The 14544-nt window shown below is 62.4% G+C and carries 14 protein-coding genes and 1 other RNA gene; 4 read left to right on the forward strand and 11 right to left on the reverse strand.

Features of this window, described 5'->3' with window-relative positions; genetic code table 11:
- Positions 1 to 6 precede the first annotated feature (6 nt).
- Together AC1DTQ_RS03795 and AC1DTQ_RS03800 are read right to left on the reverse strand one after the other, a co-directional pair.
- Positions 7 to 264 carry an RnfH family protein gene (locus tag AC1DTQ_RS03795; protein WP_477848103.1) on the reverse strand — a complete coding sequence of 86 codons (258 nt, stop codon included), beginning with the start codon at positions 262 to 264 and terminating at the stop codon, positions 7 to 9.
- Positions 264 to 692, reverse strand: a complete 429-nt coding sequence (locus AC1DTQ_RS03800; protein ID WP_477848105.1) for a type II toxin-antitoxin system RatA family toxin — start codon at positions 690 to 692, stop codon at positions 264 to 266. The genes AC1DTQ_RS03795 and AC1DTQ_RS03800 overlap by 1 nt, the downstream gene beginning before the upstream one ends.
- A gap of 64 nt (positions 693 to 756) precedes the next feature.
- On the opposite strand from AC1DTQ_RS03800, the gene smpB reads away from it, so the two are divergent.
- Positions 757 to 1251, forward strand: a complete 495-nt coding sequence (smpB, locus tag AC1DTQ_RS03805; RefSeq protein WP_310090884.1) for an SsrA-binding protein SmpB — start codon at positions 757 to 759, stop codon at positions 1249 to 1251.
- Positions 1252 to 1266: 15 nt separating this feature from the next.
- Here smpB and AC1DTQ_RS03810 read toward each other — a convergent pair whose 3' ends face one another.
- Positions 1267 to 3738 carry a S8 family serine peptidase gene (locus AC1DTQ_RS03810; RefSeq protein WP_477848107.1) on the reverse strand — a complete coding sequence of 824 codons (2472 nt, stop codon included), beginning with the start codon at positions 3736 to 3738 and terminating at the stop codon, positions 1267 to 1269.
- 156 nt (positions 3739 to 3894) lie between these two features.
- On the opposite strand from AC1DTQ_RS03810, the gene ssrA reads away from it, so the two are divergent.
- Both ssrA and AC1DTQ_RS03820 read left to right on the forward strand, forming a co-directional pair.
- Positions 3895 to 4248, forward strand: a transfer-messenger RNA (tmRNA) gene (ssrA, locus tag AC1DTQ_RS03815).
- Positions 4249 to 4364: 116 nt separating this feature from the next.
- A complete protein-coding gene (locus AC1DTQ_RS03820) occupies positions 4365 to 4922 on the forward strand; it encodes a sugar O-acetyltransferase (RefSeq protein ID WP_477848109.1) in 558 nt (185 codons plus the stop codon).
- 53 nt (positions 4923 to 4975) lie between these two features.
- On the opposite strand, the gene AC1DTQ_RS03825 is transcribed toward AC1DTQ_RS03820, so the two are convergent.
- The 3 genes from AC1DTQ_RS03825 to alr form a co-directional block, all read right to left on the reverse strand.
- Complete coding sequence (locus tag AC1DTQ_RS03825) at positions 4976 to 5653, reverse strand: YiaD family glycine zipper/OmpA-like lipoprotein (protein ID WP_477848111.1); 678 nt, start codon at positions 5651 to 5653, stop codon at positions 4976 to 4978.
- Positions 5654 to 5774: 121 nt separating this feature from the next.
- Positions 5775 to 7244 carry a WS/DGAT/MGAT family O-acyltransferase gene (locus AC1DTQ_RS03830; protein WP_477848113.1) on the reverse strand — a complete coding sequence of 490 codons (1470 nt, stop codon included), beginning with the start codon at positions 7242 to 7244 and terminating at the stop codon, positions 5775 to 5777.
- Between the two features lie 120 nt (positions 7245 to 7364).
- Positions 7365 to 8552 carry an alanine racemase gene (gene alr / locus AC1DTQ_RS03835; protein ID WP_477848115.1) on the reverse strand — a complete coding sequence of 396 codons (1188 nt, stop codon included), beginning with the start codon at positions 8550 to 8552 and terminating at the stop codon, positions 7365 to 7367.
- Between the two features lie 149 nt (positions 8553 to 8701).
- Here alr and AC1DTQ_RS03840 point away from each other — a divergent pair, with 149 nt between their 5' ends.
- Positions 8702 to 9571 (forward strand): hypothetical protein, encoded by an 870-nt coding sequence (locus AC1DTQ_RS03840; RefSeq protein ID WP_477848117.1) that lies wholly within the window; start codon positions 8702 to 8704, stop codon positions 9569 to 9571.
- Positions 9572 to 9677: 106 nt separating this feature from the next.
- On the opposite strand, the gene AC1DTQ_RS03845 is transcribed toward AC1DTQ_RS03840, so the two are convergent.
- From AC1DTQ_RS03845 to AC1DTQ_RS03865, 5 genes are all read right to left on the reverse strand, one after another.
- Positions 9678 to 11072 (reverse strand): replicative DNA helicase, encoded by a 1395-nt coding sequence (locus AC1DTQ_RS03845; RefSeq protein WP_310090890.1) that lies wholly within the window; start codon positions 11070 to 11072, stop codon positions 9678 to 9680.
- Positions 11073 to 11300: 228 nt separating this feature from the next.
- Positions 11301 to 11750, reverse strand: coding sequence for a 50S ribosomal protein L9 (gene rplI, locus AC1DTQ_RS03850; RefSeq protein WP_477848120.1), 450 nt, complete (start codon positions 11748 to 11750; stop codon positions 11301 to 11303).
- Positions 11751 to 11890: 140 nt separating this feature from the next.
- Positions 11891 to 12121 carry a 30S ribosomal protein S18 gene (rpsR, locus tag AC1DTQ_RS03855; protein WP_310090892.1) on the reverse strand — a complete coding sequence of 77 codons (231 nt, stop codon included), beginning with the start codon at positions 12119 to 12121 and terminating at the stop codon, positions 11891 to 11893.
- Positions 12122 to 12132: 11 nt separating this feature from the next.
- Positions 12133 to 12564: a 30S ribosomal protein S6 gene (gene rpsF / locus AC1DTQ_RS03860; RefSeq protein ID WP_477848122.1), complete on the reverse strand. Its 432-nt coding sequence runs from the start codon at positions 12562 to 12564 to the stop codon at positions 12133 to 12135.
- 186 nt (positions 12565 to 12750) lie between these two features.
- Positions 12751 to 14511, reverse strand: coding sequence for a DUF885 domain-containing protein (locus AC1DTQ_RS03865; RefSeq protein WP_477848124.1), 1761 nt, complete (start codon positions 14509 to 14511; stop codon positions 12751 to 12753).
- Between the last annotated feature and the right edge of the window lie 33 nt (positions 14512 to 14544).

The following is a 14544-nucleotide window of genomic DNA, read 5'->3' on the forward strand; positions in this document are numbered from 1 at the left end:
TCTTCGCTATTTGGGCTTGGCCGCGCGCCGCCTGCGCGCATCCTTCGGATCGATCTGCAGCGGTCTGAGCAATTCGATGCGGTCTCCCTCGTGCAATACGGTCGATGCTTCGGCATTGATGCCGAAGATCGCGTAGCCGTTCACTCCTTCGACCTCGGCCCAGCCCGCCTCCACCAGAGCCTGCTCCAGCGTGGCGTTTTCGGGCAGATCCAGCGCTACGGCCTCGTGCCGGCGCGGCCAGGCCATGACCAGTTCTATTTTCATCATTCGCCCCGGTCGGCGACCCGCACGAAATCATCCACCATGCGATCCGCCAGTCCCTGGAATCCCAGTGCGATAGCGGGACCCAGCAAGCGGTTGCTCGGATCGAACTCCAGTGTCAGGGTGACCTTGCTGGCGCATTCGTCCAGCGCGTGGAATTCCCAGCGCCCGTGCAGTTTCCGGAACGGGCCATCGACCAGGTTCATGTCGATGCTATGCGGACGATCCAGCGTGTTTTCGGTGGTGAACCAGGTGCTCAAGGCGCCCAGTCCCAGGTCCAGCCGCGCGACCAGCCTGTCGGTGTCCGATTCGATCAGCTCGGCGGCGCTGCACCAGTCGAAACGCCGCGGGTAGGCGGCCACGTCGTTGACCAAGTCGAACATGCGGGTGGTGGAGTGTTCGACCAGGGCGCTGCGGCGGATGGTTTGCATGCGTTGACGGGGCTCTGGCTGGGTTAGGCTCGCTTGCACTTCCACCATCGGCGACAATAGCGCCATGGCGAAGAAACCCGGCAAGGATAAAGCAAACAGCACTGGCACGATTGCGCAGAACAAGCGCGCACGCCACGAATACCACCTTGAGGAACATTACGAGGCAGGCATGGCGTTGCAGGGATGGGAGGTGAAGGCGATCCGCGCCGGCCGCGCCAATATCACCGAAGCCTATGCGGTGGTCCGCAACGGAGAGCTGTTCCTGTTCGGCGCGCAGATCACGCCCTTGATCCAGGCTTCGACCCACGTGGTCGCCGACGACCGCCGCACCCGCAAGCTGTTGCTGCACAAACGAGAGATCGACGTACTGATCGGTAAGGTGGAGCGCGACGGCTACACCATCGTGCCCACTTCGCTTTACTGGAAGGGCAACAAGGTCAAGGCCGGCATCTCCTTGGCAAAAGGCAAACAGACCCACGACAAGCGCGAAGCCAGCAAGGACCGCGACTGGGCGCGCGACAAGCAGCGCGTGATGCGCCGCCACAACCGCGACGCCTGATCAGAACGCTTCTGATCAGGTCGATGCCAGCATCTGGATCATGTTGGGAATGCCCTTCCCCTGCATGTAGGGATCGCGCCCGATATCGGTGCAGTGGCTCAGCACGATTTGCTTGACCCTATCGGGGAAGCCGATGAACTCGCGCCGCACCGAAAGGAAGCCCGCGATCAATCCGGATACATGCGGCGCCGCCATGCTGGTGCCGCTCATCTCGACCATCCAGGTCTTCGGATCGGCTACCTTGAAATCGTAGTGCGCCGAAATGATCTTTTCGCCAGGCGCCACCACATCGGGTTTGTGCCGGCCGTCGGCGGTCGGGCCACGCGAGGAAAAATAGGAAACGCCGTAGCTGTGCGGATTACCCTTGTGCACCGAACCCACCGCGATCGCGTCCTCCAGATTCGCCGGATCGCCGATGGTCATGTCCATGTTCGCCGGATACGACTCGCCGTCGTTCTGCACCAGCCAGGCCAGGCCTTCGTTGCCTGCGGCCAGCACCACGACCACGCCTTGCCGCCACAAGCGGCGTAGTTCGTTGCACAGCGGGGTGAAGCCGCAGCCGTAGCTTTCCGCGTCGAAATAGCCGCCCAGGCTCAAGTTCATGCCGTGAATGACCAGTTCCCCGGCGTGGTCGTTGATGTCGGCCACCTGCTGCACCGCCTTTATGATCCAAGAATCGCGGCCGTTGCCGTCGTCGTCCAGCACCTTGAACCCGTACAGTTGCGCCAGCGGTGCGATGCCGGCGAAATCCACCTTGTCCTTGCCCTCACCCGGCAAGGGAGCGCTGCATTGCCCTGCGATCACTCCCGCCACATGGGTGCCATGGCCATTGCGGTCCAATTTGCTGAAAGCGACGCCGTCGGCGCGCAGCAATTTCTTCGGCTTGCCTCGCACGGTGCAATCCCACTGCGCCGCGACCACATCGCGCTTGCCCTTCTCGTAGAAATGCGGATGCCCGGCGGCGATGCCGGTATCCAGCACTGCCCAGCCGATCTTCTGCCCGAGCGCGCGATACGCCGATTGCGCGGCATCAGCCTGGATCACGCTGCGCGACTGGTTAAGCAGCGCGCGCTTGCCCGCATCGCGCCATAGCCGCTTGAAACTCAGGGCCTGGTAGTCGTTGCGCAGCGATTCGATTTCGAAACGGGTCAGCTTGGCCGAAACGAAGCGCTGCAGACCGTCCTCCAGGTAGATTTCGTCGTCCAGCGCCTCGTTCTTGAGCTTGGTCGTCTCCGAAGCCAGACTGCGTATACGCGCAAGCAGCGCGGCGCGCGCCGCCTCGCGTCCGCCCTCACCCGCCGGCAGCTTATCGAGTTCGATCAGAACTTCATGGCGGTGCTCGGCGCCGTTGGCCTCCAGCCGATCGGACAGATCCTTGATGAGCACGGTATTGGAAACCGGTTGATCGAAACCCACGCCCACCACTTCGCGCACTTTGGCGCGCACATGCAGGTTGGAAAGATAGCCGGAACCCGAATGCGGATTGCGCGGGCTGTCCGTATTGACGTCGGCGCCCTGCAGATTGGAGAAGCGTTGCCCTGGATTCTCGATGTCATCGGTCAGGTTTCCGTCCAGCGCCACCGGATCCTGGCGGTCGGCGACGTTGTACCAATGCCGCACGCACGGCGGGAACGGCAATTTCTTTTTCCCGATCGACCGCTTGAACATACTGCGGACGCTGGGCAGACCCAGCGGCGAGCCGATGGTGACGAACAGCGCTACGTCGTATTTGGCTGGGTCGAGTTTACGCAGCACTTCGTAGGCGATCATCGAGCCTTGGCTGTGAGCCACCACTACAAACGGCCCGCCGCCGGATTCCATGCGGTCCAGCAGACTGCGTTCCATGGCCGCGCGCCGTTGCTTGTCGAAGAAGAAATCGTGCACGTCCTGCAACAAGGCGGCGGAGATCAGCTTGAGCAGGATTTCGTTGACTTTGTCGAGCAGCCCGCGCTTACCGGGGCCGCGTTGCGGCGTCCCAGTAGCGCCCATTTCGTCGAGCATGGTGTGCAGCATTTCGCTCTCGGCCGGCGTAGCGGCCAGTGCGTCGGCCAGTTCGCCCAGGTCGCGGCGGCTGGGGGCCACGCCCAGCGCGCTCAGTACCCGTTGCTCGGCCTGGTTGATGGTGGGGCCTTGATCGCGGTCGCCGCAGGTGCCGGGCTCTGGGGTTGGATAACGATCACGATTGACCCAGTACGCCAGCCGCGTCCGCTCGCCCATGCCGCGACCGAACAGCGCTTTGTCCCATTGGCAGCGCAGCACCTCGGCAGTGGGCTTGTTGCCGATGCCATGTATGTAGATGACGGTCTTGGCTTCGCCCTGAGCGGCGGCCATGAAGCCGGACCGTTGCAGGGCGTTCGACTGGTTGGCCTTCGGGGAAGCCGCTCTCCTGGCCCCGGCAGACGCCTTGCTCACCTTCTTGGTCGTCTTTCCCGCTGCTGCGACGCTGTGGGAAGTTGGGGGTCGCTTGCCGCCCTTCTTTGCTGCCATGGTCGATCCTCCGCCTTTCCGTGGAAAACGCGCTTCCTCCGGGCTCGGGGCCATGGGCAGGAAAGCGATGAAGCGATGCTAACCAGCGTCTGTCGCAGAAGTTGTGACCCGGGTCCATCGCCCCTACACTGGGGATATCAGCAAGATCTGATTCCCGGGGATGCACTGGCTTCGACGGGGGTTGCGAAATTGCCTGGTGCATGCCGAGGGGGCGACTTTCCTCGTTAATCCAGTAGCAAACTTCTAGTTGCCAACGACGACAACTACGCTCTCGCCGCTTAAGGCGTAAGCCCCGAACCCACTTGTGCCCGTGCTCGTGGATGTAGGGTCATTATCACGGAACCGGCTGTGACGGCTGCCTGTCAGTCACGGCTTAACCAAAACAGGCTGGTCACCGGGTGCGCTTTGCGTGCCGTGCTGCTCGGGGACGAGACCTAACGGAACGCTAAGCATGTAGTACCGGGGATGGAGTGCCTTCGGACGCGGGTTCGATTCCCGCCATCTCCACCATCCAGTGGAAAGAACGGGCCGCGAAAGCGGCCCGTTCTTTTTTGCCGAAGGCAGGCTGCTTCGGCAACCGTATGCGCGGACACTAGAATCGCGCTACCTCGCATAAAACGACACCGATGAATCCCCAATCCGAAATGCAGAAAATGCTCGCCGGCGAGTTGTACGACGCGGGCGATGCGGAAATACAGACCGCACAAACCGCGGCCAAACATTGGATGGCGCGCTACAACGCCGCCGCGGATCAGCCTGCTTCGTTTCGCCGCGAATTGCTGCGCGAACGTCTGGCCACTGTGGGCGATGGCGCGGTCATCCGGCCGCCGTTCCATTGCGACTACGGATTCAATATCAGCCTGGGCGAAGGCGTATTCCTCAATTTCAATTGCGTGATCCTGGACGTTGTGGCCGTAACCATCGGCGCCAGGACTCAGATCGCACCGGGCGTGCAGATACTGACGGCCGATCATCCGCGCGATCCGGAAATTAGGCGCACGGGTCTGGAATTCGGCCGCTCGGTGCGCATCGGCGAGAACGTCTGGATCGGTGCCGGTGCGCTGATCCTGCCGGGAGTGACGATTGGGGACGACGCCTTGATCGGGGCCGGCAGCGTGGTGACGCGCGACGTGGCCGTTGGCGCCACGGTGTTCGGCAATCCCGCGAGAGCGAAGCCGCAATAAAAACGGGCCGCTTTTGGCGGCCCATTCTCTTTCGCTGCAGACGAATGCGCGGCTTACGAACGCAGCGGCAACACGCGGATTTCGACCCGGCGGTTCAAGGCGCGGCCCGAATCGGTGTCGTTGCTGGCTACCGGCTGCGTTTCGCCGAAGCCGACGATCTCGAAGCGTTCACGCACCAGTCCCTTGCCGATCAGGTAATTGCCCACCGAATTGGCGCGTTGCACCGACAAGGTCTGATTCGCCGCATCGCTGCCGACGCTGTCGGTATGGCCGGAAACCTCCACGATGGTCTGGTTGTACTGGGCCAAGGTGCTGGCGACATTATCGAGCGCCGGATAGAACTGCGGTTTCAAATTCGACTTGCCGAAATCGAAAGTAACGCCATCAGGCAGATTGAGTTTGATGACATCGCCATCGCGGCTGACCTCGATTCCGGTTCCCGCGGTCTGGCGACGCAGCTCGGCTTCCTGACGGTCCTGATAGGCGCCGATAGCGCCACCGGCGAGGCCGCCCACCCCCACGCCCACAAGAGCGCGCTGACGCCGTTCGGTAGCATTGCCGCCGCTCAGCAAACCGGCCACTGCGCCGATGCCAGCACCGATCAATGCGTTGTTGCGGGTGCGGTTGGGATCGTTGGGATCGTTGGTCTGCCCGGTGTAGGTGGCGCAGCCGCCGAGGGTAACGGTGGCGATAAGCGCTGCTGCGGTGGCCTTGAGTGCATGGGTCTTCATTCGACTTCTCCTGTCATGGGGACCGTGTCCCACTGGGTGGTTCAGAATCGGCAAGCTACCTAGCTTGGGATGTCTGACAGCTAAAGACAGGTGAAGAAGACGCAAACAGAACGTAATTCGTTCAGCTTGACGTGGCGATCAGAGCCGCCGCCGCGTCCGAGTCGAGGTTCTTGTCCCAGTTGCCCATCAGCGCCAGGTACAGCAACTTCTCGAACTCAGGACCGAAGCGCTGGATCACCGCATCGGGATCGGGAACCAGCTTGGCATCGGCGATCAAGCCGAAATGCACCCGGCTGTTGTAACTCATGATGGAGATGCCGATGCCGATGGAACCGGTCTGCGGCACCCAGAACATCATTTCCCGCATCTTGCAGCCGCCTAGGTACAGCGGCTGTTGGGGGCCGGGAACATTGGTCGCAACGGCGGTGGCCTTGCGGCTAAAGAGCTCCAGCGCGATCCCCTGCACTGCCGTTGGTGCCATGCCGAGCGCGGCTAAAAGTCCAAATGCAACAATGGCTTGCCTTGAATTCTTCAAGTCATTCATGCATTTGGCGACGCGTTCTACCCTGCGAATAGGATTGTCTTCGCCGACCGGAAGCTCAAGAAATACCAGACCGAAGTGGTTGCCCAGCTTCTTGGCGTGCTCCAGTGGACGCAGATTCACCGGCACCGTGGCGCGCAGGGTCACTCCTTCCAAATCTTCGCCGCGCTCGATCATGTAACTGCGAAGCGCGCCCGCCGCCGCCGCCATCAGCACATCGTTGACCGTGCAGTCGCAGGCCCGGCCGACCGCTTTCACTTCATCCAGGTCTAAGGGTTCGGCCCAGGCCACCCGCTTGCTCACCCCCAACTTGCCACGGAGCATGGTGGGCGGATCGTCGGACAGCGCCAGCGCCGCCAACAGTTCACGGCCGATCTCGCCGCCCTCCTTCGCCAACATCGTCGCCAGGGTCGGATCGCGGTACATCTCCATGCCCTTGTCCAGCACCTTGCCGCCGATCTTCATGTAACGGTCCATGGCGCCGACGCGGCGCACCACTTCGGCCCCATCCTGCTTCAACCAGGCCGCGCGCAACTCGCTGCTTTTCTCGGGTTTGCGGGTGGTGTCGGTCAGCGACAGCAGCACCTGCACCAGGGCGATGCCGTCGGCGTAGCTGTGGTGGATGCGGGTGACCAATGCCGAACCGCCTCCGTATTTCTCTACCAGGTGGAATTGCCAAAGCGGTTTCGATTTGTCCAACGGCGTGGACGCCATCTGGCTGACGAAACGTTCGAAGGCCTTCTTCTCGGATTTCTTGTCGCTGCGGCCCGGCAATGCGGTCATGCGTACGTGCCAGTCCAGGTCGAAATGCTCGTCTTCCAGCCAAGCCGCGCCAGCGGGCGTATCCACCGCCTTCTGTAGGAAGCGCGGATAGGCCAGGAAGCGCTTCCTGACCAGCTTCTTCAGCGTTTCCAGCGTCATCGGCTCGTCCAGCATCAACACGCCGGTGATCATCATCGGATTGGTGGGGCGTTCCATGCGCAACCATGCCGTATCCACCCGCGACATGGGTTCCTTGCGCGGCTTGCGCGGCGCTTTTGTCGTTGCCATCGTTTTCTCCTCTCCCGCGTCGAGTGAAGCACGCGGCGGCGAAGGGCGTCAACGCAGTTCGGATGTTGCGCTGCGCTAGTAGGCGGCCAGCGCCGGAGCGCCTTTGGGTGGGAAGCGGCGCTATGCGCCGGTGGCGTCGGCCATCAGGTACTCGCGTGGGATGCGCTGATTGAGACCAGTCAGGATTTCGTACGGAATGGTGCCTGCGGCCTGCGCCACTGCTTCGCAGTCGATCGCCGCATCGTCCTGCCGCCCGATCAGCACCACTTCATCGCCGTTGTAGGCGGTGCCGGCCGGGCCAATGTCGACCATGAACTGGTCCATGCAAATGCGGCCGATGATCGGATGACGCTGTCCGCGCACCAACACCTGGCCGCGCGAAGACAACGCGCGCGGGTAGCCGTCGCCATAGCCGATGGGAAGCGTGATCACGCGTGTATCCGCCGCCGCGGCCCAGGTAGCGCCGTAGCTCACGGTGCGGCCCGCTTTAACCACCTTGAAGTAGACCACGCTGGAAACCAGCGACAGCGCCGGTTTCAGCGCCACGGTAGCGCGCGACGCCGGGTCCGGCATCACCCCATACAGCGCAATGCCCGGGCGCACCATGTCCAGCCAGGTCTCCGGAAAATGCAGCACGCCGCCAGAATTCGCGAGATGGCGCAGCGGCATCGGTGCGCCGATCCGCTCGAAGTGCGAGCAGGCGGCCAGAAAACGCTGCAACTGCTCGGCAGTCATGGCGGAGGCAGGATCGTCGGAACAGGCAAGATGCGAATAAACGCCTTTAACCGTGCACCAGCGCGAAGCCACTGCCGCTTCGATGAAGGCGCCCGCGCTCTCGCTGTGCACGCCGATGCGTTCCATGCCGGTATCGATCTTCAGGTGGATCACCGCCTTGCGGCCGACCGATTGGGCGGCCTGCTCCACTTGGCGAAGCTTGTCTACGGAGGAGACAGTCACTTCCAGGTCGTGGATCAGGAACTGGGTCACCTGTGGCGCGTGGATCCCACCCAATACCAGAATCGGTATCTGCACCCCCGCCCGACGCAGTGCCAGTCCCTCTTCCACGAAAGCGACGCCCAACTGGGCGATACCCTGCGCTTCGAGGTGTCGGGCCACCGGCACCAGGCCATGCCCATAGGCATTGGCTTTGACGATGCCCATGATCGGCACGCCGGTGTGGCTGTGCATCGTTCGCAGGTTATGGGTCAATGCATCGAGGTCCACGCGGATGCGCGTGGGACGGTCGCTGGCTTCGGCGCGAGACAGGTTTGGTTGACCGGGCACGGCGGTCGGAGACGAGTCGGACATCGCCAGATTGTAGCCGTCCTACCCTGGCGGCAACGCGAACGGTCCGCAGCGTTCTCGCGTTGGCGAACCCGCCGTCGGCACCGCGAGTGGCCTGCGCTGTCGCCGGATTCCGTATCAATAATGATAACCATGGCGCGCCAGGATCGATGATGGACACCACGCTCACCCCGGACAGCTCGGTCTACCGCATCCTCTATTTCGAAGAGATATATCCGAGCCGGGCCGCGGAGGAACAGGCCGAGAAGAGCAAGCTGGCCGCCTTCGGTACGCTGGCACGGCTCAATCCGCTGAATCGGCCGAAGCCGGAAACGGTGAAACTCTCGAAATGGGAGCTGCGCTACGAACCGTTCTGGCACCTGGTTGCGCGTCGCGAGATCGACTACCTGCACGAAGCGGTATATCCAGTGCAGATCACCAATCCCTACGCGCGTAAAGTCGAGATCGCCGGAAGTTCCTTCGAGATCATTCCCAACAGCGGCGGCAGCAAGCCACGCATCGACGTGCAGTTGCAGGAATTCTGCCACCGCAAGATCGATGCAGTGGTCCACCAGGACGGGCTCAAGCGCGGGATCAAAGCAGCCAAGCTGCAGGGCTATATCGACCGCTACAAAGCGACCGAGCGCACCCAGCTCGACATGGACGGCACCATTCCACCGCAGCTGCCATTCAACGCCGCCGTGCAGATCGTGAAAGCGAAACTGGCTGCCGAGCCCATCGATGCCCATTCGATCCAAAGCGACACGGTCGAGTTCACCACCGCGCACCTGTATTTCCGCCCGGTATTCGCCTTCGAATACAACTGGAACAACAAACTGGGCGTAATCGAAATCGATGGCCTCACCGGCGAAGTGATCGAAAACGGCGAATGGTTCCGCGAGAAGGTCGACATCGTGATGTCGCGGGAGATGATGTTCGAGCTGGGCGCGGAAGTGGCCTCTGCGGTGGTGCCGGGCAGCGGTTATGCGGTGAAGCTGCTGAACAAGGTGACACAGGAAAAGCCCAAGATCGATTCGGTTTAAAACAAAGAATGCCCTAGCTGGTTCGCAATCCCGGCGAAAGCCGGAACCCATGCGTCGGATAGTTGGGTCCCGGCTTTCGCCGGGATGACGCCCTCTTTATTCGCTCTTATTCGAAGCTTCCTACTGCGTCGTGGGCAAGATTATCGAAGCGCGTGTACTCGCCGAAGAACTTCAGCTTGATCGAACCGGTGGGGCCGTTACGCTGTTTGCCGATGATGACTTCGGCCAGGCCTTTGTCCGCCGAGTCCTTGTGGTAGTACTCGTCGCGGTAGATGAAGATGATGACGTCGGCGTCCTGCTCGATGGCGCCGGATTCGCGCAGGTCGGCCATGACCGGGCGCTTGTCGGTGCGTGTTTCCAGCGAGCGGTTGAGCTGCGAGAGCGCGATCACCGGCACATTGAGTTCCTTGGCCAGCCCCTTGAGCGAGCGGGAAATCTCAGAGATTTCCGTGGCCCGATTCTCGCTATTGCCCGGCACCGCCATCAGCTGCAGGTAGTCGATCACGATCAACCCTAGATCGTGCTCGCGCTTGAGCCGACGCGCCTTGGAGCGCAGCACGTCCGGCGACAGCGCCGGCGTATCGTCGATGAAGATCTTGGTTTCCTTGAGCATGCGGATGGCGCTGGTGACGCGGCTCCAGTCCTCGTCCTCCAGCTGACCTGTGCGCAGGCGGGTGGCGTTGACGCGGCCGTTGGAGGAAATCAGGCGCAAGGCCAGCTGCGAAGCCGACATTTCCATCGAGAACACCGCGACCGCCTTCTTCGACTTGATCGCTGCGTATTCGGCGATATTCAGCGCCAGCGTGGTCTTGCCCATGGCCGGGCGGGCGGCCAGGATCAGCAGGTCGGTCGGCTGCAAGCCGGCGGTCATTTCGTCGAAGTCGTGATAGCCGGTGGGCAGACCGGTAATGCTGCCGCCGTTCTCGAAACGGCTCTGCAGCACTTCGAATGCATCCTTCAATGCGGTGTTGACCGCGGTGAAATCGGTGCGCCCGCGCGCGCCGGCTTCGGCGATGGCGAAGACTTCCTGCTCGGCCTTGGCCAGCAATTCGGCGCTGTCGCGGCCGTCGGGCTGGAAGCCGTCGTTGATGATCGCCGTGCCGACCTCGATCAGCTGCCGCATCACCGCCTTGTCGCGCACGATTTCCGCGTAGGCCACGATGTTGGCGGCCGACGGCGTGGTGGTGGCCAGCTCCACCAAATAGGCGCCGCCGGCGACCTGCTCGATCTGTCCCTGCGATTCGAACCACTCGCCCAGGGTCACCGCATCGTAGGGACGGCTCTTCTCCGCCAGCTCGCTGATCGCGCGATAGATCAGCTGATGATCGCGGCGATAGAAGTCGGTGTCGTTGAGCTTGTCGTTGATGCGATCGTAGGCTTCCGGCGCCAGCATCAACCCGCCCAGCACCGCCTGCTCCGCTTCGATGGAATGCGGCGGCACGCGCAGTTGTTCGATGCGTGCGTCGTGCTGGTCGTAGCGGAAACCTGGGCGTGCTGACATGGGTGCGGTGGATTCCTATGCAGGGCTTGCGATGAGGCCAACGCGGGCAAGAGACGTCGCTCGGCGAATCTGATCGGCCATCGTAGGTCCTCCGCCTGTGTGCGCGCGATGGCACAACCTGTGGATAAGTACGATTGCTTGATAAACCTTGCCGGTCTCAAATCCTGCGATACCGAAAACGAAACGGGCGCCTTTCGGCGCCCGTCACGGTATTGCGGCGGTTCGGGCTCAGACGTCGGCGATGACGATGACCTTGACCGTGGTTTCGACGTCGGCATGCAGGTGAACCAGCACGTCGTATTCGCCGATATGGCGGAACGCGCCTTCGCCAAGGATGACTTCGCTCTTCTCCAGCGGGAAACCCGCCTTGGTGAAGGCTTCGGCGATGTCGCGCGGGCCGACCGAACCGAACAGCTTGCCTTCGGTAGCGGCGTTGGCGCTGATGGTGACGCTGGCGCCTTCCAGCTTGGCGCGGCGGCCTTCGGCTTCGTCATGGATCGACTTGGCCTTGGCTTCGTAGTCGGCGCGCTTGGCTTCGAACTCGGCGACGTTGGCGGCGGTGGCCGGTACGGCCTTGCCCTGCGGCACCAGGTAGTTGCGGCCGTAGCCCGGCTTCACGTCGACCTTGTCGCCGAGCACGCCGAGATTGGTCACTTTCTGCAGGAGGATCAGTTGCATGGTCTTGCTCCGTATTCGTTAGCGGGATTCATCCCGCAGCGGTGGGCTGTCCGAATGACAGTGAATGGATGACGCCGTTGGAAAATAAGGTTTCCCCATCGGGAGCCGCGCTTGTCGCGAAGCTCCCGTCGGGACACGACTTACATGTCGTGGCTGTCGGTGTACGGGATCAGCGCCAGGAAACGGGCGCGCTTGACCGCGGTGGACAGCTGGCGCTGGTAGCGCGACTTGGTGCCGGTCACGCGGCTGGGAACGATCTTGCCGGTTTCGGTCAGGTACTGGCGTAGGGTGTTGAGATCCTTGTAGTCGATCTCTTTCACGCCTTCGGCGGTGAACTTGCAGAACTTGCGGCGACGGAAGAACTTGGACATGGGTGTGCTCCTTAGGCGGCTTCGGCAGTGTCGGAATCGGTGTCGACGGCGGCTTCGACAACCTCGCCCTCGTCGTCATCGCGACGGCGGCGTTCGCCACGCTCGGGCTTGTCGCCCTTCTCGTCCTTGCTCTTCATGATGATCGACATCTCGGTGTCGGCTTCATCGCGCTTCATGATCAGGTGGCGCAGCACCGCGTCGTTGAAGCGGAAGCTTTCGGTCAGTTCGGCCAGGATCGCCTGTTCGACTTCGATGTTGAACAGCACGTAGTGGGCCTTGACCAGGTTCTGGATCGGGTAAGCCAGCTGACGGCGACCCCAGTCTTCCAGACGGTGGATCTTGCCGCCGCCATTCTCGACCAGCGTCTTGTAACGCTCGATCATGGCGGGGACTTGCTCGCTCTGGTCAGGATGGACCAGGAACACGACTTCATAATGACGCATCGTTGTATACCTTTCGGATGAGGGCACGGCGAAAAGCCGGACCGGACAGCCCCCCGTACCGTCCCCCAAAAACATGAGGATGAAGGACGCGGTGGGGCAAGGGTTCCCGCGAGCAGGTGCCCGTAGGAAGCCGTAAATTATGTCAGCTCAATGACTTAGCCGCAAGCCAGCCCTACCGAGTCGCCCCTATTGGGCTGCCTTGCGGGTCGCGATCCAGGCATCGATATGCTTTTCCAGGGCCTCCAGGGGCACCGAGCCGGTCTCCAGCACCGCATCGTTGTATTCCCGCAGATCGAACTTCGGCCCCAGCTCGCGCTTGGCCTTGGCCCGTAGCTCGGAAATCTTCATCTGCCCGATCTTGTAGGCCAGGGCCTGGCCGGGCGTGCCGATGTACCGGTCGATCTCGTTGACGATGTCCTGGTCGGTCTTGGCTGCGTTGTCCTTGAAATAGGCGATGGCCCGCTCCCGGCTCCAGCCCTTGGCATGCATGCCGGTGTCCACCACCAACCGGACCGCGCGCCACATTTCGTAGACCAACTGACCGAAACGGTCATAGGGGTCGTCGTATAGCCCCATTTCGTAGCCTAACTGCTCCGCGTACAGGCCCCAGCCTTCGCCATAGGCAACGAAATAGGCCGTACGACGGAACATCGGGGCGTCCGGAATCTCCAGCCCGCGCGCGAACTGGAAGTGGTGACCGGGCACCGCTTCGTGCAGCGACAGCGGCACCATTTCCCAGGTCGGCCGCACCTCCGGCTTGTACAGGTTGACGTAGTAATAGCCAGGCCGGGTGCCGTCGGAGGCGCCCGGCTGGTAGTAGGCGGTCGTGGTGTCCGGGGCGATGTTGTCGGGGATCGGCCGCACGCCATACGGCAGGCGCGGGATGGTCTTGAACACCTTCACCAGTTCCGGGTCGATGCGCTTGGACAGCGCCCGGTAAGCGGTCAGCAGCTCGTCCGGCGTCTTGTGGAAGAACTTCGGATCGGTGCGCAGGTAGGTGAAGAATTCGCCCAGCGTGCCCTTGAAGCCCGCCTGCGCCTTGACCTTCTCCATCTCGGCGCGGATGCGCGCGACCTCCTTCAGGCCGATGGCGTGGATCTGCTCGGCGCTCAGCTCGGTCGTCGTGTAGTAGCGCGCCAGGAAATCGTAGTAGGCCTTGCCGTTCGGCAGGTCGGTCGCGGCGATCGACTCGCGGGTTTTGGGCAGGTACTCCCCGTTGAAATACGCCTGCAGCTTGCGGTAGGCGGGAACCACATCGCTGGCGATGACGCGCTTGGCGTCAGCCTGCAGCTTGCCGCGCTCCGCTTGGGAGATGCTGTCCGGAAACTTCAGGAATGGCTTGTAGAAGGCGCTCTTGGCTGGGTCATCGACCACCTGCCCCGCGATCTGCGCCGGCACGCGCTGCATCAGCACACGCGGCGGCAGATTGCCCGCCTTCACGCCTTCCTGCATCAGCACGATGATCTGGTCGATGGTCTTGGGCAGCGCTTGCAAGCGCTTCAACCAGTCCTGGTAGTCCTTGACCGTGGCGAAGGGCAGCACCTCCGCGATGCCGTCCGCGGTCTGCGGCCCGCCCTGGTGGCTGATCGGCTGCTGGTATTCGCGGAACTTCTGGCGCTCGATACTGCGCTGCAGATTCCATTCGAAAGTGTCGTAGTCCAGCTGGTCGGCCGCGGACAGGGTCTTGCGGTCGATCGCATGCAGCTTTTCCAACGCCGCGCGATCCTCGCCTTCCCGCACTGCGATGGCCGACAGACTGAAATCGGTCCAGCGGTCGTTGAAGCGGGGATCGCCGTTGTAGCTGGCGTTCTCCGGACTTTCGCGCAGGCCACGCTCCCATTCGTCGGCGAACAGCTGGTGAAGCGCGGGATTCTGGGCGCTGGTTTGCGCGTGCGTAGGAACAGCGGCGGCAAGCGTCAACGCTGCCAGCAACAGGGGACGGAACATGGACCACTCCGGATTCGACGAACCGGGAGCTTA

The organism is Pseudoxanthomonas sp. P4_B2 (genome assembly GCF_056402315.1).